This window comes from Bradyrhizobium sp. USDA 4506 (assembly GCF_054058795.1).
In genome coordinates, this window is record NZ_JBSSBM010000002.1 from 2341288 (window position 1) to 2359714 (window position 18427).

Sequence of the window (18427 nt, forward strand, 5' to 3'; positions counted from 1 at the left end):
AGCGACCGAGGGCAGAGTGCGTCTTCGATCGGTCTGCTCCTTGTTTTCGCACTTTGTGAACGCGTCCAGTCTGGGGTAAACAGGTCCCTTGGCATCGTCGAACGAGGCCCATTGTCGCCAATGGCCCGCAGTCGGACGGATCACAATGCCGGAGAAACAGCCAAGCGCCGATATGGAGGCTGCTCTCAAGCACTGGCTCGAAACCGTTGATCTCGGCCAGTACAGCGACCTCTTTGTCCTGCATCGCATCGGTTTGGACATCCTGCCCGATTTGACCGAGCAGGATCTGGTCGAACTTGGACTTCCGCTGGGAGACCGCAAGCGCTTGCAGCGCGCGGTTGCTTCCCTGACCCGTTCGGCAAACGGTCCCGCCGGCGGCAGGAGCGTCGCGGAAGGCGCAGCGGTGAGCGCCGAGCGGCGCCAGCTGACCGTGATGTTCTGCGACATGGTTGGTTCGACCTCGCTGTCCGAACAGTTCGATCCCGAAGACGTCCGCGACATGATCGCGAGCTTCAGGGAAAAGTGCGTCAGCGTGGTCAAGCGGTACGAAGGCTTCGCGGCCCGCTACCTCGGGGACGGCATTCTGGTCTATTTTGGCTATCCGAATGCCCATGAGGATGACGCCGAGCGGTCGGTGCGTGCGGCGCTCGAAATTGTACGGAGCCTGTCGTCGGCGAGAGCGAGTGACGCCCGCGACGTTGCAAGTCATGGGCCCAGTGTGCGCATCGGGATTGCGACCGGCCTTGTTGTCGTCGGAGACCTGGTTGGACAGGACACTGAGGAGCACGATTCCGCAGTCGGCGAGACGCCAAATCTGGCTGCCCGTCTGCAGGCCTTGGCGCCTCCGGACGGCGTCGTCATTGCGTCTTCGACGCAATCCCTGCTGAGAGGAAAGTTCGACTACCAGGACTTCGGATTTCACGCGCTGAAGGGGATATCCGCGAAGGCCCAGGCCTGGCTCGTGGTTCGGCCCTGCCGCGCCGAGACGCGATTTGCCGCGGCCATGGGCTCCAGATTGACGCCGCTGGTCAACCGCACCGAAGAGGTGGCGTTGCTGCTCACGCGTTGGCAGCAAGCGAAAGCCGATGAGGGGCAGGTCGTGCTGCTGACGGGCGAGCCGGGAATCGGAAAGTCCAGGATCGTTCAGGAATTGCGGGAGCGGATCGCGGGTGATCAGCACGGACAAGTTTCGTTCCAGTGCTCTCCCTATTACAGCAGCACCGCTTTTCACCCCTTCATCGAGCATCTCAAATTCGCGCTCGGCCTTGACGGCGAGAACGCGTCTGCGCTTTGGCTGACAAAGCTTGAAGCCGGTGTCGCCGCCTCGAACGGCGAGGCGGCGACAGTGGTGCCGATCCTTGCGGCGTTGCTTTCAATTCCCACCGGGGACCGCTACGCGGCCCTGGATCTCTCGCCGCAACAGCTGAAGGATGCGACGATCGCCACGCTCGTCAACCATCTGCTCGCGCAAGCGCGCGAGCAGACGCTCCTGATCGATTTTGAGGACGCACATTGGATCGATCCCACCTCGCGGGCCGTGCTCGATCTGCTGGTGGAGAACGTTCGCACCACGTCGATCCTTGTCGTGATCACCTGTCGTCCGGAGTTTCAGCCGGGCTGGAAGGATCACGCGCACACCATCAGTGCGAACCTCAAGCGTCTCGGCCGACAGGTCCGCACGATATTGGTCGAACGTGTGGCTGGAGAAAAGGAGCTTCCCCGAGAGGTGATTGAGGACATCATCGTCAAAACCGATGGCGTGCCGCTCTTCCTTGAAGAGCTGACCAAGGCCGTTCTCGAATCCGACGTCTTGACTGAGCAACATGGACGTTACGTCTTGTCCGGTCCGTGGCGTCAGCTCGCTATTCCCGCGACATTGAACGATTCCCTGATGGCCCGCCTCGACCGGATGGGATCGTTCAAGAAAATCGCGCAGATCGGCGCCACCATCGGCCGCGAGTTTTCTTATGAGATCCTTCGCGAGGTTGCCGAAGCGCCGGCGGACCAGATCGAAGCCGCCCTGAACCATCTGGAGGCAGCCGGATTGATCGTCCGCTTCGGCTTTCTGCCGGAGGCGCTGTACTCGTTCAAGCACGTGATGATCCAGAATGCGGCGCATGAAAGCTTGTTGCACAGGGAAAGACGGACGCTGCACGCCAAGATCGGACGCGTGCTGGCCGAAAAATATCCGGAAAAGATCGAGCGCGAACCGGAGCTTCTCGCCTACCACCTGACCGAGTCTGGACAAAGCGAGCCGGCTGCGGGTTTCTGGCTCAAGGCCGGAAAGCAGGCCGCGATGAAGGGTGCGACTCTGGAGGCGATCGGTCATTTGCGTCGTGGGCTCGGGGTTCTGCAAGCCTCACCCGGCATGCAGGGCCGAAACGAGTCCGAGCTTGAGCTTCGCATCGCCCTGGGTACCGCCCTGATCGCGGCAAAGGGATACGCCGTGCAGGAAGTCGAGGAGAACTATGTTCGCGCGCTCGAACTCGGCCGGAATCTTGGCAACATGGCGAAGGTCTTTGCGGCGACGCGCGGACTTTGGGTGTGCCACTTCATCCGCGGCGATCTCGCACGGGCGCATGAGCTGAGCGCGGAGCTCCTGCAGTTCGCAAGGCGCGAGGCATCGAACCAAAGTTCGTCCGCGACGCAACAGACGGGATATCTGATCGAGGCGCATCGGGCGATCGCGATGACCATGCTGTACCGCGGGCGGTTTGTCGCCGCCGAACATCACCTTCATCGCTTCAGGAATCTGTACAGTCCTGATCTACACGGCGCCCTGACGGCAACGCATGGCATCCATCCTGGCATCGTCTCGCTCTCGTATCTCGGGTACGTGTCGTGGTTTCTGGGCCGTCCTGACGCGGCGCGCCGATATAGCCAGCAGGCTATTTCGGAAGCGGAAGACCTTCGCCACCCCTTCACGCTGTCATTTGCGCTGACATTCGGCGCTTACGTTTGCCAGCATCTCCGCGATGTCGAAGGGACCCACGACTACACCAACAGGGCACTGGCTCTCTCATCGGAACACGGCTTCCTGCATTGGAAGCATCAGACGACCATCCTGCGAGGATGGGCGATGACCGAGCTCGGGAATGTCGATGAGGGATTGAACCAGATGCGAATGGCTATCGACGGCTATGAGGGCATGAGCGCCCGGCTAGCCAGTTGCTGGTTCAGAAGCCTGCTCGCGAAGGCTTATGCAAGTGCCGGCTTGCCGGATGCTGCCTTGCACGAACTCGACAGCGCACTGGCGATCGGGAGAAGAACGGGAGAGCATTTTTACGAAGCTGAGATCTATCGTCTGCAAGGTGAGATGACGCTCAATGATTCGAGATCATCGTCCGTTGAATCCGCCGAGCGAATGTTCCTCGCCTCGATCGAGCTGGCGCGCAGGCAAAGCGCGCGGTCCTTTGAATTACGGTCAGCTGTCAGCCTGGCGCGCTTATGGCGACATTCCGGCAAACAGGCGCGAGCAGCCGAGCTGCTGCTACCCGTTGTCCGAACATTCACGGAAGGTCTGCTTGCGCCTGACGTCAAGGAAGCGCTCGAGCTTGCGAATGAACTGGCAATGGAAATGCCCGGAGATCATGAATGGAGCGGGCGGGTCTGAGGATAGCGAGGCCCCCCGGCGCCATCCGCCCCCTTACGCCTGATCGTCGTCACCACGCATCGCAGATGAATGATGGTGTTCGCTTCGGCCCAAGGTTCGCTAGGGCGGCAACGTTGGGTGGATGCTGTTCCGGCGGTTTGCGCCGGATTGATCAGCGGTTGGCGATGCTGCTGGCCTCGATTGGCGAGGCAACGTCGTCCCGTTCGATCCGGGCTTCGTTCGCGCGAATGCGTGACGGCCATCCGTGCCGCGAGGCCAGCGTCGTCAGCCTGTCCCTGACGAGATAATGCGCGGGGCCTTCGAGGAAGCGCCAGACGAGCCATGCCAGCACCACCATGCCCGTCACGACCAGCGCGGTCGACAGCGCGTCCGGCGTTGGCGTGATCAGGAGCAGGATGACGTAGCCGAGCTGCAGATGCAGCAGATAGAGCGGATAGGTGATGCCGCCGACGGCCCTGACGAGGCCTGCAGGCAGGGCTACCGACTTGATGCGAGTGGCGGCGAACACGATGCCGAGCGATACGATGCAGATCACCGTCACGACGCGGGGATCGAAGCTGCCATGGGTGTGGACGCCGAGCCGCTCCAGCTTGTGCACGGCCTGGAACGTCGCCGTGCCGATCGCCAGCGTCAGCAGGCTGTAGAGCCTGGTGTCGCGCCGTCCGCGGTAATGCTCATAGATCAGGAGCCCGACGGCGAAGAAGCCGCTGTCGTCGGCCATGAACAGCTTCTCGAACAGCGGAACGTCGAGGGTCAGCTCGTTGGCGAAGGTGATTGCGATCCACGCCACGATGATCGTGTCGATGCGCCGCGGAAAGATGCCCCAGGTCAGGAACAGCGCGATCCAGACGTAGAACACGACCTCGATCACCAGCGACCAGTAGGCGTCGTCCATGTAGGGCTGACCGAGCATCGGGGCCGCGATGAACAGGTTTGTCAGCCATTGCCCCCACGTCACGTGGAAGTACGCGTGGCCCAACAGCAGCGTCGCGAGGAAGGTCAGCGTCATGCAGATGACGAAGGTCGGATAGATCCGGCTGAAGCGGGCGATCGCGAAACCGACCGGCGTGCGGCCTTCGGCGGAATAGGCGATGACGAAGCCGGAGATCGCGAAGAACACGGGGACGCCGAGGAAGCCGTATTGCGCGACCGGGGCGAGGTACGGCATTGCCACCTTTTGCACGCCGTTCGATGCCACGCCCCAGAAGCCGTAGTGATACAGGATCACGGCCCCGACCGCGGCAAGCCGCAGCAGGTCCAGCACGGGAACCCGGGTCGGATCCGGTTGTTTAGAAGCGCTCGGCATATATCCGCTATCGTGGCGGCGAGGCATGAAGGCGTTCTTAATCCACCCGGCGAAACGACCGCGCGGTCGTTCACGATTGCAGGAGCCCCGTGGCGATGCCGCCAGCCGCGCTGAGCACGACCACCACGAGCGGCGGCGCGCGCCATGCCGTGAGCAGGACGAAGCCGGCCAGCGCGATGCCGAAATCGAGCGGACGGTGGACGCTGCTGGTCCACACCGGATTGTAGAGCGCGGCCCCCAGAAGGCCGACGACGGCGGCGTTGACGCCGCGCATCATGGCCTGCGCCGCCGGCCGTTTGCGAAAGCTATCCCAGAACGGCAGCGCCGCGAGCAGCACGAGAAGTCCCGGCAGGAAGATGCCGACGAGGCCGACGATCGCGCCCGGAAGGCCGCCGATCACGGCGCCGAGATAGGCGGCAAAGGTGAACAGCGGACCCGGCACCGCCTGCGCGGCGCCGTAGCCCGTCAGGAACGCATCGTCGCCGATCCAGCCCGGCGTCACCACGGCTTCGCGCAGCAGCGGCAACACGACGTGGCCGCCGCCGAACACCAGCGCGCCCGAGCGGTAGAAGGCCTCGAACAGGCCGAGGCCGGGCCATGTCCGCGACAGCAGCGGCAGTCCGACCAACAGCGCGACGAACAGGATCAGCGCTGCGACGCCAACGCGGCGCGATACCGGCATCGCGATATGGGTGACCCCGTTGGCCTGTTGCGCCTGGCAGAACCAAAGCCCGGCGACAGCGCCGAGAATGATCGCGCCGATCTGCGCGATCGACGACGAACTGGCGAGGATGACGAGTGCTGCGACCGTCGCGATCGAGGCGCGTTCGCGATCGGGGCAAAGCGAGCGCGCCATGCCCCAGACGGCCTGGGCGACGATCGCCACCGCAACCAGCTTGAGGCCATGCACCAGGCCGCTACCCGCAGGGCCGCTCAATCCGCTGGCGCCGAAGGCAAACAGCACGAGCGCGATCGCCGAGGGCAGCGTGAATCCGGTCCAGGCGGCCAGCGCCCCCAGGTACCCGGCGCGCATCAGGCCGAGCGAAAAGCCGACCTGGCTGCTCGCAGGGCCCGGCAGGAATTGGCAGAGCGCGACCAGATCCGCATAGGCCTGTTCGTCAAGCCAGCGCCTGCGGGTGACGAACTCGTCGCGGAAATAGCCGATATGGGCGATCGGGCCGCCGAAGCAGCTGACGCCGAGCTTGAAGAAGATGAGCAGCACCTCCAGCGGCGAATGCGTCGAGCTCGCGGTGGCGGGCGGTGTGCCGGGCTGCGGGACGTCGGTGTTGTTCAAGCGTCGTCAATTCCCGCAACTTGTGTCCAGGTCAGGACTTGTCAGCGCGAGTATATCGCCATTCGATGACGTTTGAGCGCGTTATTTCTCGCGGCTCTCACTCGTAGCGGATGTTCTTCGACGGCCGGCGCGCGGCGGGCATCGCCAGCACGACGAGACAGAGCGCGATCATCGCCAATCCCATAAATTCGAATGCAAATGCGTCCACGGGCCATTCTCCCCCATCAGAAACAGTTAGACTTGTTGGGGGAGCGTTGACGCGCTGTTAAGCCTTATGGTTACCGCTGCCGGCCTCGGCGCATGGTGGAGAGTGAGTTAACGCTCACATCGCGAAGCTAGGCGGCTACGCTGAGCGGTCCGGTGCGCAGCTTCAGATCCACCGGCGTCGGGTTGCGCAGGATGTCCAGCACGGGGCAATGACGGTCGACGGTTTCCTTCAGCCGGGCGATGTCGGCCGCGGAGGCCGGGCTGTCGATGGCGACCTCGGCCTCGATCTGCCGGAAACCGGCTCGCACGTTTGGATCGACGCTGAAGAAGCCACGCAGATCTATGGCGCCCGACAGCTTGACGGAGACGCCGTTGAGAGGAATGCCGATCGCGTCGGCATAGAGCCGATAGGTGATCTCCTGGCATGAGCCGAGCGCGGCGAGAATGTACTCGACAGGGTTCGGTGCGGTGTCCTTGCCGCCCAGCGCCGGCGGCTCGTCGACGCTGACGTTGAATTGCCGGACCGTGACGCTGCTGTTGATGCCGTCGCCGAGTTGCGAAGTCGCCTGGAACACGGCCTGCGCCTGCGCCGGATCGGCGCCGAGCTCCTGTTGGGTGTCTGCGAAAACCTGCTTGAACCTGAAGCTCATGTTCGTCTTCCCCACGGCATCGATCATGAGAGGCTGATCGAATGGCTCATGCAGGGCAATAGTCGCGAGATAAAAACGACACCAGCCCCGCGAAGCGCGAAATTTGCAGCAGCATTTTTCCCGCGCGCGTAGATGCGTAGGATGAGTAGAGCCAACGGGGCCGCGCAAGGCGCGGCCCGATGATAGAACTCCGCGAAACCCATAGTGGTGCCGCTCGCGAGATGAGCTGATGGGTTTCGCTGCGCTCTACCCATCCTACGGGCTACCCATCCTGCCGTGTCACGCGGCGAGGGCGTCCTGGTTGATCTCGCCCTTGGCGAGCGCCGTCAGCAGCGTGTCGACGTGTCGCTCTTCGTCGAGACTGTCGTGCAGCAGCCGCTGGTCGTCGCGCAGATTGAGCTGACCGGCGAGGGCGGCCGCGCTGCCATAGGCGGCGATCTCGTAATGCTCGAGCTTCTGCGCCGACGCGACGAGGCCGGCATCGCGCAGATTGTCGTCGGGCAGCAGCGAAACCATCTTGGCGGTCTCGTGGATCAGCGCCTGCATGGCCTGGTCGGTGTGCTCAAGCGGATCGGCCCCGTGCATCCGCAGCAGCGACTTCAACCGCTCGCCCTGCACGATGGTCTCGCGGTGATGGCGGGCTGAACGCATCCTTGAGCGACGGATGCGAGGCGATCTCCGCCATCCGCGCTAGCGCCACGGCGAGCTGATCCTCGACGCTTGCGAGTTCCTGAAGCTCGGCGACATACATGTCCTTGAAGCTGGTGATCCTCATCGTGAAACCTTTCTTGTTTCTTCGTTGTTTCGGCGTTCAGGCGGTGTGGCCGCCGGAACCGGAATCGACCGGCGTCTTCTTGGCGCGTTGCGGCGTCATCTTCGCCGGGTCCGGTTGCCCGGGCACGCCGCGCGGCCCGAGTTGCCGGCGCTGCAGATCGTCCTCGGAGAAGGGCGGCTCGACGCCGTTCGGGTTGCTGCGCTCGATCGCGGTTTTCAGGTCGTCATCGCGCTGGTTCATGCTGGCGCTCCATCAACAGGCGGCACGGAACCTGGATCGGACGAGGCCGCACGTTCCGCGCTGACCGGCCAACGATGCGCGCGCGAAATCGTTGCAAACAAATCGGGGGCGCGGCGCTACGCCACGAGCTTCGGCAGCGCGGCCGCGAGCGCATCCACCGCAAAGCGGATCTTGAGTGGCAGTCGCGGCGTCGGCAGCCACAGCGCGTGGCAATCGTAGGGAAATTCCCCGCTGTCGCCGAGAACGCGGACCAGCGCGCCGGTGTCGAGGCGTTCGCGCACCAGCCAGGAGGGCAGCCACGCCAGCCCCATGCCGCGCGCTGCGGCATCCGCGATGGCTTCGAGGTCGTCGAGCCTGAGCCGCCCGGCCGGCCAGACCTCGTGCGGCGCAAGACCGTCGCGCGGGAACAGCCAGGGGCGAACGCGGCCCGAGCGGCGGTAGACGATCGCCTGGTGCCGGCCGAGCTCGTCGAGCGTGCGCGGCCTGCCATGGGCCTTCAGATAGGCGCGCGAGCCGCACACCACCATGCGCTGGCGCGCGATGCGCCGCGCGATCACGCCGGATTGCTCGTTAAGCTCGCCGGTCCTGATCGCAAGGTCGTGACCGCCCTCCATCAGATCGGCGATCGGATCGCCGAACGCGAGATCGAGCTCGAGCGCCGGATATTTCTGCGCGAGCTTCAGCAGCGTGGGGACGATGCAGTAGCGGCCGAGCAGCGCCGGCATCGTCACCCGCAGCCGCCCGCGCGGCTGCGACGATTGATCGGAGGCGAGCGCGTCGGCGGCCTCGGCCTCGCCGAGCACGATGCGGCAGCGCTCGTAATAGGCTTGCCCTGAATCGGTCAGGCTCTGCCGCCGCGTGGTGCGATGGAGCAGGCGGACGCCGAGCCGTTGTTCGAGGAAGCGCACATGCTTGCCGACCATCGGGGCCGACATCTCGAGGGCATCGGCGGCGGCCGCGAACGAGCCGAGATCGACCGCCCTGACGAAGACGGCCATGCTGCTGAGGCGATCCAATTCAAAACTCCTGGTTTCGATTGTCGGAGCTACCGGGTGATTTATCCGGCGATCGCCGCCGGGCATAGCGGCATTCCATTCAATTGTTTTGGAGTTCGCCCATGGCCCGCGTCGTCCGCTTTCACCAGCATGGCGGTCCCGAGGTGCTGCGTATCGAGGAGATCGCGGTTGCGCCGCCGGCGCCCCGCGAGGTTCAGATCCGAGTCAAGGCGCTCGGGCTCAACCGCGCCGAGGCCTCGCTGCGCCGGGGCAGCTATATCGAGACCGCGACGCTGCCGTCCGGCCTCGGGCTGGAAGCCGCCGGGATTGTCGCGGCGATCGGCGAAGGCGTCGAAGAATTTGCGCCGGGCGATCCCGTGAGCATCGTGCCGCCGGTCTCGATGGTGCGCTGGCCGGCCCATGCCGAGCTCGCGACCTTTCCGGCGGAGCTTGTCGTCAAGCATCCGCCCGCGCTCGGTTTTGAAACGGCCGCTGCGGTGTGGATGCAGTATCTCACCGCGTTCGGTGCGCTGGTCGATCTTGCAGGGCTCGGGCGAGGCGAGTTCGTCGTCATCACAGCGGCGTCGAGCAGCGTCGGGCTCGCGGCGATCCAGAGCGCCAACCGTATCGGCGGCGCGGTCCCGATTGCGGTGACGAGGACATCGGCCAAGGCGCAGGCGCTGCGTGAGGCCGGCGCGGCGCACGTGATCGCGTCGGCGGAGCAGGATCTGCAATCAAGGCTGGAGCAGATCGCGGGACCGAACGGCGTGCGCGTGGTGCTCGATGCCGTCGGTGGCCCCGCCTTCGTGCCGCTGACGGCGGCGATGGCACCCGGCGGCATCCTGATCGAATATGGTGGACTCAGTCCTGAGCCGACGCCGTTTCCGCTCGCCAACGTGCTCGGCAAGAGCCTGACCCTGCGCGGCTACCTCGTGCACGAGATCGTGCGCGATCCCGCGCGGCTTACCGCGGCGAAGGCGTTCATCCTCGACGGGCTTGCCGATGGCACCTTGAGGCCGATCATCGCCAGGACGTTTCCGTTCGAGGAGATCGTCGAGGCGCACCGGTACCTGGAGTCGAACACGCAGTTCGGCAAGATCGTGGTGACGGTGTGAGGGTCGCACCAGCGTCATTGCAAGCGAAGCGAAGCAATCCATCGGCTCGCATGCACGGAGGTATGGATTGCTTCGTCGCTGCGCTCCTCGCAATGACGGCGGAAAGACCTCACGTCCCGCAGAACGTCTGCGTCACGCGCTGCTCGGGGAGCGGCGGATCGGCGTAGGCCGCGAACTGCGGCTCGTCCTCATAGGGTTTTGCCAGCACCGTCAGCAATTCCTCGAACGGCGTGTAGTCATCCAAGTTCACCGCAGCCGCAATCACCGCCTCGATCCGGTGGTTGCGCGGGATGAAGGCCGGATTAACGGCACCCATCGCGGCCTTGCGATCGGCCGGCGTTTGCGGCTCCAGCGCGAGGCGGGTGCGCCAGCGGGCGGCCCATTCGTCGAACGCCGCGGGATCGGTGAACTGCGCGCGGACGTCGGCGGCGTCATCGCTTGCGGCCTCGCCGAGATGGCGGAAGGTCAGCGTGAAGTCGGCCGCGTTCTTGGCCATCGCGTCGAGCAGGTCCTGGATCAGCGCCTCGTCACCGTCGCGCACGGTGAACAGGCCGACCTTGGCGCGCAGGCCGGTATTGTAGGCTGTGGTGAACTTTTCGGGGAATTCGCCGAGGATCACTTGCGCCTGTTCGATGGCCTTCTCCTGCTCGTCCGCGAACAGCGGCAGCAGGCATTCGGCGAGCCGGGTCAGATTCCACAACGCGATGCGCGGCTGGTTGGCATAGGCGTAGCGGCCCATCTCGTCGATCGATGAGAACACCTGCGCCGGGTTGTAGGCATCAAGGAAGGCACAGGGACCGTAATCGATGGTTTCGCCCGAGATCGAGGTGTTGTCGGTGTTCATCACGCCGTGGATGAAGCCGACCAGGAGCCAGCGCGCGACCAGCGCGGCCTGCCGCGCCACGACGCCGGCGAGCAGCGCGTGATAGGGCTGGGCGGAGTCCGTCAGCTCGGGATAGTGCCTGGCGATGACATGGTCGGCGAGCGCGCGCACGCCGTCGGTGTCGCCGCGGGCGGCGAAGAACTGGAAGGTGCCGACGCGGATGTGGCTCGCGGCGACGCGGGTCAGCACCGCGCCGGGCAGCGCGGTCTCGCGCATCACGGGCTCGCCGGTGACGACGGCGGCGAGCGAGCGGGTGGTTGGGATGCCTAAAGCGAACATCGCCTCGCTGACGATGTATTCGCGCAAGACCGGACCGAGCGCGGCGCGGCCGTCGCCGCGGCGGGAGAACGGGGTCGGGCCGGATCCCTTGAGCTGGATGTCGCGGCGGACGCCGTCCTTGTCGATGACCTCGCCGAGCAGGATGGCGCGGCCGTCGCCGAGCTGGGGAACAAAGTGCCCGAATTGATGGCCGGCATAGGCCATGGCAATCGGGTCGGCGCCGTCAGGCAGCCGCTTTCCGGCAAGGATTTCGGCGCCTTCCGGCGCCGACAGCAGGTCCGGGTCCAGCCTGAGCTGGACCGCGAGCGGCCGGTTCAGCTTGATCAGGCGGGGGGCGGCCACCGGGGTCGGCGCGACGCGGGCGAAAAAGTTCGCCGGCAGCGCCGAATAGGTGTTTTGGAACGGGAAATGAATGGTCATATCCCGAAGATAGGCCTGCGGGCCGAATAGGCAAACGATTGGCGCCCATCTGGCGCCGGATCGCAGCAAAATCTGCAGTTTCGGGCCAAAAGCGGGCGTTCCCTTGGTTGCCGCCCCGAGCGGGCTCGGGTAAACCCAGCGCCTTCGGATAGGAAGTTTCCTATCGCGATTCTCCTCCGACATCAGTTTTTGGAACGACTATGCATCGCTACCGGTCACACACATGCGGCGCGCTCCGAGAGGGCGATATCGACCAGACGGTCCGGCTTTCGGGTTGGGTTCACCGGGTCCGCGACCATGGCGGCGTGCTGTTCGTCGATCTGCGCGACCATTACGGCATCACCCAATGCGTGGCCGATCCGGACTCGCCGGCGTTCGCCGAGGTCGAGAAGTTCCGCTCCGAATGGGTGGTGCGGATCGACGGCAAGGTGCGCCGCCGTCCCGCCGGCACCGACAACCCCGAACTGCCGACCGGCATGGTCGAGATCTACATCAAGGAGATCGAGGTGCTGGGCCCGGCGGCCGAGCTGCCGCTGCCGGTGTTCGGCGAGCAGGAATATCCTGAAGATATCAGGCTGAAATACCGCTTCCTCGACCTGCGTCGCGAGAAGCTGCACCAGAACATCATGACCCGTGGCGCGGTGGTCGATTCCATGCGCAAGCGGATGAAGGAGCAGGGCTTCTTCGAATTCCAGACCCCGATCCTGACGGCGTCCTCGCCGGAAGGCGCGCGCGACTTCCTGGTGCCGTCGCGCATCCATCCCGGCAAGTTCTACGCGCTGCCGCAGGCGCCGCAGCAGTACAAGCAGCTGTTGATGATGTCGGGCTTCGACCGCTACTTCCAGATCGCGCCGTGCTTCCGCGACGAGGACCCGCGCGCCGACCGTCTGCCGGGCGAGTTCTATCAGCTCGACGTCGAGATGAGCTTTGTCACCCAGGACGACGTGTTCGCGGCGATGGAGCCTGTGATCACCGGCGTGTTCGAGGACTTTGCCAAGGGCAAGCCGGTGACGAAGAACTGGCCGCGGATTCCGTTCGCGGAGGCCGTGCGCAAATACGGCTCCGACAAGCCCGATTTGCGCAACAAGATCGTGATGCAGGAAGTCTCCGAGCACTTCCGCGGCTCCGGCTTCAAGGTGTTCGCGCGCATGCTCGAAGACCCGAAGAACCAGGTCTGGGCGATCCCGGGCACCGGCGGCGGCAGCCGCGCGTTCTGCGATCGCATGAACTCGTGGGCGCAGGGCGAAGGCCAGCCCGGCCTCGGCTACATCATGTGGCGCGAGGGCGGCGAGGGCGCAGGTCCCCTGGCGAACAACATCGGCCCCGAGCGCACCGCTGCGATCCGCGACCAGCTCGGCCTCAAGGAAGGCGATGCGGCGTTCTTCGTCGCCGGCGATCCCGAGAAATTCTGGAAGTTTGCGGGTCTCGCGCGCACCAAGCTCGGCGAGGAATTGAACCTGATCGACAAGGACCGGTTCGAGCTCGCCTGGATTGTCGACTTCCCGATGTACGAGTATGACGAGGAGAACAAGAAGGTCGACTTCTCGCACAACCCGTTCTCGATGCCGCAGGGCGGCCTCGACGCGCTGAAGTCGCAGGACCCGCTGACCATCAAGGCGTTCCAGTACGACATCGCCTGCAACGGCTACGAGATCGCCTCCGGCGGCATCCGCAACCACAAGCCGGAAGCGATGGTGAAGGCGTTCGAGATCGCAGGCTATGGCGAGCAGGAGGTCATCGACCGCTTCGGCGGCATGTACCGTGCGTTCCAGTATGGCGCCCCGCCGCACGGCGGCATGGCGGCCGGCCTCGACCGTATCGTGATGCTGCTCTGCGGCACCAACAATCTGCGCGAGATCTCGCTGTTCCCGATGAACCAGCAGGCCATGGACCTGCTGATGGGCGCGCCGTCGGAAGCAACCCCGAAGCAGCTCAAGGAGCTGCACATCCGCACCAACCTGCCGGCGAAGGGTTAGGCGGGCAGGAGAGGTGCGTAGCCCGGATGGAGCGAAAGCGAAATCCGGGGCGGTCCCTCCTGCGGCGACGCTGTTCCCGGATTGTGCTTCGCTCCATCCGGGCTACGGGCGGGAGAATCACAACCCCGTCGAGGCCTCGATCCGGAACTGCGCCAGCGCCGATTGCGGATCGGTCTTGAGGAGCTGCATCAGCTGAAGCGCCGGCGCCTTCGCGCGCGGAGTGAGCTTGATGACCAGCGTCTGTCCCGGCGTCTCGATGAACTGGCCGATCGCGGTGACGAGCGCGGTGGCGTCGGGATTGCTCCCGCCGATCTCGCCGCCCTGCGCCTTGATGGCGTCGAGGATGACCTTGCGCGCCTCGTCGCGGCTGATGTTCCGGGTGCGCGCAAATTGAGCGACCGCGAGATCGATGACGCCGAGGTCGTGGACCGTGAGCTGGATCGTGCCGGCTTCGATCTGCGCGGCAGCGCCCATCGCTTCCGCGGCGCTGGTCGAGAATGCCTCGCGCGGCACGTTGCCGAGCGTGACCTTCGCCGACGCGCTCAGCACGCCCGCCATGTCGAGCTTGACCGGCTCGAGTGCGAACGCGCGCGAGGTCTCGGTCCAAACGGCGCCGAGATCGGCATCGACGGCCATCCGGTCGATCCCGGCAGCGACGAGCGGTTGCTGCCGCGGATCGGCCGCATCGAGCGGCGCCGCCAGCTTGGCGGTCAGCCGCAGCTTGCTCGGGATCGATCCGACGAACTGACCCCAGTCGAGACTGAAGACGTCGATGTTGACCGGCTTGCCGGTGGCCTTGTAGGGCGACGCGACGCCCTTGATCTCGACGCCTTCGATCAGCGGGAATAGCGCCAGCGCCTGTTCGGCCGACGGCTTCTGCGCAGCGAATTGTGCCGACAGCCGCATGAAGTTGGCGACGTCGAGCGACTTCAGCGCGAAGCGTCCGACCTTGATGGGACCATTCGGCGCACGGGTATCGAGTCCCTCGACCGCAAGCTCGCCGATCTTGCCGTGTTCGAAGTTGAACCGCACCGAGGCGAGCTTGAGCGGGCCCTGCGGCGTCTCGAGCGAGAGCCCATGCATTTCAGCATTTGCAATTCCGATGCCCGAATAGAGGCCGGCGACCTTGTCCAGCAGTTCGCGCGCCTGGACGGCAGACGGCGGTGGGCTCCCTTGCGGCGGGATCATTGCCAGCAGTGCCGGCAGCTGCATCCGTGACGGATTGATCCTGGTGTCGTCGACGGTCACGCCCCCGATCCGCATGTTCACGCCGGGCGCAGCGGTGATGACATAAGGACCGGCCGAAACGTGTCCCTGGACCCGGTACTCCCTGTCATCGTTGGCCTTGCCTGGATCGAACATCGCCGCCATCGCGCCGACGTCGATATCGGTCGCGGCGATGTTGGCGAGCTCGCCGGTCATTTTGATCGGCTTGCCGGCCGCCTGCTGGTTGATCGTGAACACAACCTTGTCGGTTTTGCTGGACGCGATTTTTCCGTCCTTCATGTTTTCGATGGCGATGCCCGAATAGGCGAATTCGCCGCCGGCGCCGTCGCCGGCTTTTGCGGCGGCGCTGAAGGTCATCGTTCCGGTCAGGCTAGGCGCAGCGACCGATGATGCGTTGATGCTCGCGAGCAGTCCGAACGCGGACCGGTACAGCTCGAAGATCGACGACGACGCCGGAAGCTGGGGCAGGCTGGCGGGGCCGGAAAAATCCTTCACAGTGATCCGCGGCGCCTTGTAGGTCAGTGAGGTGATCGTCGGGGTAGGTCCTGCCACGCCGATCTCGACATCGCTGAACTCGACATTGCCGGCGGAGACCCGTGCCGCGTCGGTTTGACCGAGGCCGGTCATCGTGAGACTGGCAATCTTGACGCTGACCGGGGATTGCGTCCCCGACTCGGTGGCGACGTCGGCGATCGTCAGGGTGCGGCTCTTGACGTCGAACGTGATCTTGCCGTGGCTCGCCTTGGCGCCAGTGGCACGGACCTGCTCGAAGGCGGCCTCGACGTCGCGCGTGACCCGGCGCTGGGCGTAAAAGTCGAAACCGAAGAAGCCGGCGGCCGCGATCACAACCACGGCGATCAGGCCGAGCAGAATTTTCTTCATTCGGTCAACTCCGGATCATCAAGGGAAAAAAATTGCCAATCCCGGCCGAAAGGCGCGGGGAGGGGCAGGCGTCGATGAACGGCCGGCCCGGGCCTGTTGACGGGGACATTATCGGATGTTGCATCCAAGTGGTTGGACATGCTTCACATCCGGCTCGATTTGCCGGACAACTGACTTTTGCCTGGATTAGCACAGAAACAAGAAATTTGGGCCGGAAACGCGGGGAGCACGCATGTCGTCATCGTCTGAAGAACTCCACAACGCGGCGCTCGCCTACCACCGGCTGCCGCGGCCGGGCAAGCTCGAGATCCAGGCGATCAAGCCGCTTGCCAACCAGCGTGACCTGGCGCTGGCCTATTCGCCGGGCGTGGCCGCCGCCTGCACCGAGATCGCCAAGAACCCGGCCGAGGCGGCGACGCTGACCGCGCGCGCCAATCTGGTCGCCGTGGTCTCGAACGGCACCGCGGTGCTCGGTCTCGGCAATATCGGTCCGCTGGCCTCGAAGCCCGTCATGGAAGGCAAGGCGGTGCTGTTCAAGAAATTCGCCGGCATCGACGTGTTCGACATCGAGATCAAGGCCGACACGATCGAGCGCGTAGTCGAGACCGTTGCCGCGCTGGAGCCGACCTTCGGCGGCATCAATCTCGAGGACATCCGCGGACCTGAGTGCTTCGAGATCGAGGCGCAGCTCAAGGAGCGCATGAAGATCCCGGTCTTCCACGACGACCAGCACGGCACCGCCATCATCGTCGCCGCGGCGATCGTCAACGGGCTGTTGTTGAACGGCAAGCAACTGTCTGACGTGAAGATCGTCTGCTCGGGCGCCGGCGCCGCCGCGATCGCAACCCTCAATCTGCTGGTCTCGATGGGGGCGCAGCGCAAGAACATCTGGGTCTGCGACATCGACGGTGTGGTCTATGAGGGCCGCAACACCACGATGGATCGCTGGAAGGCGGTCTATACCCAGAAGACCGACGCACGCGTGCTCGCCGACGTCATTCCGGGCGCGGACATCTTCATCGGCCTGTCGGCGCCGGGTGTGCTGAAGCCCGAAATGGTCAAGCAGATGGGCGACAAGCCGCTGGTGATGGCGCTGGCCAATCCGGTGCCGGAGATCATGCCGGATGAGGCGCGTCTGGCGCGTCCCGACGCGATGATCTGCACCGGACGGTCGGACTTTCCGAACCAGGTCAACAACGTGCTCTGCTTCCCCTTCATCTTCCGCGGCGCGCTCGACGTCGGCGCCACCGCGATCAACGAGGCGATGAAGCATGCCGCGGTGGACGCGATCGCGCAGCTCGCGCGCGATCCGCCGTCGGATGCGGTGGCCCATGGTTTCGAGAGCGGCGAGACCCAGGGGTTTGGCCCCGGTTCGCTGATCCCGAGCCCGTTCGATCCGCGCCTGATCCTGCGCATCGCGCCGGCGGTGGCCAGGGCCGCGATCGAGTCCGGCGTCGCGACCCGGCCGATCACCAATTTCGACGAATACGCCGCCAATCTCGAACGCTTCGCCTTCCGCTCCGGCCTCACCATGAAGCCGGTGTTCGCCAAGGCGAAGACCCAGCCGGTGCGCGTGATCTACGCCGAAGGCGAGGACGAGCGTGTGCTGCGCGCGACGCAGGTGGTGCTCGAGGAAAAGCTGGCGCGGCCGATCCTGGTCGGCCGTCCGTCGGTGGTCGAGACCAGGATCAAGCGCTTCGGCCTGTCGATCAAGGCCGGCCGCGATTTCGACCTGATCAATCCCGAGGACGATCCGCGCTACCGTTCCTATGTGCAGTCCTATATCGACGTCGCCGGCCGGCGCGGCGTGACACCGGAGGCCGCGCGGACCGTGGTCCGCACCAACAATACCGTGATCGCGGCGCTTGCCGTGTCGCGTGGCGAGGCCGACGCGATGCTGTGCGGCGTCGAGGGCCGCTACATGAGCCATCTGCGCCATGTCCGCGAGATCATCGGCTTCCTGCCGGGGGTCAGCGACTATGCCGCGCTGGCGCTGATGATCACCTCCACCGGAGCCCATTTCCTCGCCGATACCCAGGTGCGGCCGAACCCGAGCGCGGAGGAACTCGCTGAAGTGGCATCGCTCGCGGCGATCCACGTCCAGCGCTTCGCCTTCAAGCCGAGGGTCGCCTTCGTGTCACATTCCGACTTCGGCAGCTATGACACGGATTCCTCGCGCAAGATGCGGCGAGCGACCCAGCTCTTGAAGGACAAGCATCCGGAGATCGAGGCCGACGGCGAGATGCAGGGCGACACCGCGCTGTCGGCGGCGGCGCGGCGCCTGGTGCTGCCGCAGTCGCGGCTGGAAGGCGAGGCCAACATCCTGATCATGCCGAACCTCGATGCCGCCAACATCGCCTATCAAATGATCAAATCGCTGGCCAACGCGTTGCCGGTGGGGCCGATCCTGATCGGTCCGGCGCGCCCGGCGCACATCCTCACCCCCGGCGTGACGGCGCGCGGCATCCTCAACATGACGGCGGTGGCCGCCGTCGAAGCCCAGGAACGCGCCGGCCGCGCGCAGCCGACGCTGTTCGGCTGACGGCCGTTGTTTGAGCACGTTAT

General features: G+C 65.1%; 13 protein-coding genes. 4 read left to right on the forward strand and 9 right to left on the reverse strand.

Going from position 1 to position 18427, the window contains the following annotated elements:
• The first annotated feature begins 145 nt into the window (after window positions 1-145).
• Complete coding sequence (locus tag ACVIHF_RS13080; protein ID WP_456780649.1) at window positions 146-3613, forward strand: ATP-binding protein; 3468 nt, start codon at window positions 146-148, stop codon at window positions 3611-3613.
• A gap of 151 nt (window positions 3614-3764) precedes the next feature.
• Here the strand turns inward: ACVIHF_RS13080 and ACVIHF_RS13085 are convergent, their stop codons facing one another.
• The 7 genes from ACVIHF_RS13085 to ACVIHF_RS13115 form a co-directional block, all read right to left on the reverse strand.
• Window positions 3765-4919, reverse strand: a complete 1155-nt coding sequence (locus ACVIHF_RS13085) for an acyltransferase family protein (protein WP_456780648.1) — start codon at window positions 4917-4919, stop codon at window positions 3765-3767.
• A gap of 70 nt (window positions 4920-4989) precedes the next feature.
• A complete protein-coding gene (gene chrA / locus ACVIHF_RS13090; protein WP_456780647.1) occupies window positions 4990-6213 on the reverse strand; it encodes a chromate efflux transporter in 1224 nt (407 codons plus the stop codon).
• 335 nt (window positions 6214-6548) lie between these two features.
• Window positions 6549-7070, reverse strand: coding sequence for an OsmC family protein (locus tag ACVIHF_RS13095; RefSeq protein ID WP_456780646.1), 522 nt, complete (start codon window positions 7068-7070; stop codon window positions 6549-6551).
• A gap of 279 nt (window positions 7071-7349) precedes the next feature.
• On the reverse strand, window positions 7350-7721 hold the full coding sequence (locus tag ACVIHF_RS13100; protein WP_456792162.1) for a YciE/YciF ferroxidase family protein: 372 nt from the start codon (window positions 7719-7721) through the stop codon (window positions 7350-7352).
• Complete coding sequence (locus tag ACVIHF_RS13105) at window positions 7633-7845, reverse strand: DUF892 family protein (RefSeq protein WP_456792163.1); 213 nt, start codon at window positions 7843-7845, stop codon at window positions 7633-7635. Before ACVIHF_RS13105 ends, ACVIHF_RS13100 begins: the two co-directional genes overlap by 89 nt.
• Window positions 7846-7881: 36 nt before the next feature.
• Window positions 7882-8085, reverse strand: a complete 204-nt coding sequence (locus tag ACVIHF_RS13110) for a hypothetical protein (protein WP_076832011.1) — start codon at window positions 8083-8085, stop codon at window positions 7882-7884.
• 116 nt (window positions 8086-8201) lie between these two features.
• Window positions 8202-9101 (reverse strand): LysR family transcriptional regulator, encoded by a 900-nt coding sequence (locus ACVIHF_RS13115; RefSeq protein WP_456780645.1) that lies wholly within the window; start codon window positions 9099-9101, stop codon window positions 8202-8204.
• 101 nt (window positions 9102-9202) lie between these two features.
• Here ACVIHF_RS13115 and ACVIHF_RS13120 point away from each other — a divergent pair, with 101 nt between their 5' ends.
• Window positions 9203-10195, forward strand: a complete 993-nt coding sequence (locus tag ACVIHF_RS13120) for a zinc-dependent alcohol dehydrogenase family protein (RefSeq protein WP_456792164.1) — start codon at window positions 9203-9205, stop codon at window positions 10193-10195.
• A 109-nt stretch (window positions 10196-10304) separates the two neighbouring features.
• On the opposite strand, the gene ACVIHF_RS13125 is transcribed toward ACVIHF_RS13120, so the two are convergent.
• Window positions 10305-11777 (reverse strand): protein adenylyltransferase SelO, encoded by a 1473-nt coding sequence (locus ACVIHF_RS13125; RefSeq protein WP_456780643.1) that lies wholly within the window; start codon window positions 11775-11777, stop codon window positions 10305-10307.
• Between the two features lie 200 nt (window positions 11778-11977).
• Here ACVIHF_RS13125 and aspS point away from each other — a divergent pair, with 200 nt between their 5' ends.
• A complete protein-coding gene (gene aspS, locus ACVIHF_RS13130; protein WP_253608901.1) occupies window positions 11978-13753 on the forward strand; it encodes an aspartate--tRNA ligase in 1776 nt (591 codons plus the stop codon).
• A 117-nt stretch (window positions 13754-13870) separates the two neighbouring features.
• Here the strand turns inward: aspS and ACVIHF_RS13135 are convergent, their stop codons facing one another.
• Window positions 13871-15862 carry a hypothetical protein gene (locus ACVIHF_RS13135; protein WP_253608900.1) on the reverse strand — a complete coding sequence of 664 codons (1992 nt, stop codon included), beginning with the start codon at window positions 15860-15862 and terminating at the stop codon, window positions 13871-13873.
• Between the two features lie 232 nt (window positions 15863-16094).
• Between ACVIHF_RS13135 and ACVIHF_RS13140 the strand changes: the two genes are divergently transcribed.
• The gene (locus ACVIHF_RS13140) at window positions 16095-18404 is read left to right on the forward strand and encodes an NADP-dependent malic enzyme (RefSeq protein WP_057019906.1); all 2310 of its coding nucleotides are present in this window, start codon (window positions 16095-16097) and stop codon (window positions 18402-18404) included.
• Window positions 18405-18427 lie beyond the last annotated feature (23 nt).

Bases quoted from the DNA above. Each gene is read 5' to 3' on its own strand.
- ACVIHF_RS13080 (WP_456780649.1), top strand. From the start codon at position 146: ATGCCGGAGAAACAGCCAAGCGCCGATATGGAGGCTGCTCTCAAGCAC.
- ACVIHF_RS13085 (WP_456780648.1), bottom strand. From the start codon at position 4,919: ATGCCGAGCGCTTCTAAACAACCGGATCCGACCCGGGTTCCCGTGCTG.
- ACVIHF_RS13095 (WP_456780646.1), bottom strand. From the start codon at position 7,070: ATGAGCTTCAGGTTCAAGCAGGTTTTCGCAGACACCCAACAGGAGCTC.
- ACVIHF_RS13100 (WP_456792162.1), bottom strand. From the start codon at position 7,721: ATGCGTTCAGCCCGCCATCACCGCGAGACCATCGTGCAGGGCGAGCGG.
- ACVIHF_RS13105 (WP_456792163.1), bottom strand. From the start codon at position 7,845: ATGAGGATCACCAGCTTCAAGGACATGTATGTCGCCGAGCTTCAGGAA.
- ACVIHF_RS13110 (WP_076832011.1), bottom strand. From the start codon at position 8,085: ATGAACCAGCGCGATGACGACCTGAAAACCGCGATCGAGCGCAGCAAC.
- ACVIHF_RS13120 (WP_456792164.1), top strand. From the start codon at position 9,203: ATGGCCCGCGTCGTCCGCTTTCACCAGCATGGCGGTCCCGAGGTGCTG.
- ACVIHF_RS13125 (WP_456780643.1), bottom strand. From the start codon at position 11,777: ATGACCATTCATTTCCCGTTCCAAAACACCTATTCGGCGCTGCCGGCG.
- aspS (WP_253608901.1), top strand. From the start codon at position 11,978: ATGCATCGCTACCGGTCACACACATGCGGCGCGCTCCGAGAGGGCGAT.
- ACVIHF_RS13135 (WP_253608900.1), bottom strand. From the start codon at position 15,862: ATGAAGAAAATTCTGCTCGGCCTGATCGCCGTGGTTGTGATCGCGGCC.
- ACVIHF_RS13140 (WP_057019906.1), top strand. From the start codon at position 16,095: ATGTCGTCATCGTCTGAAGAACTCCACAACGCGGCGCTCGCCTACCAC.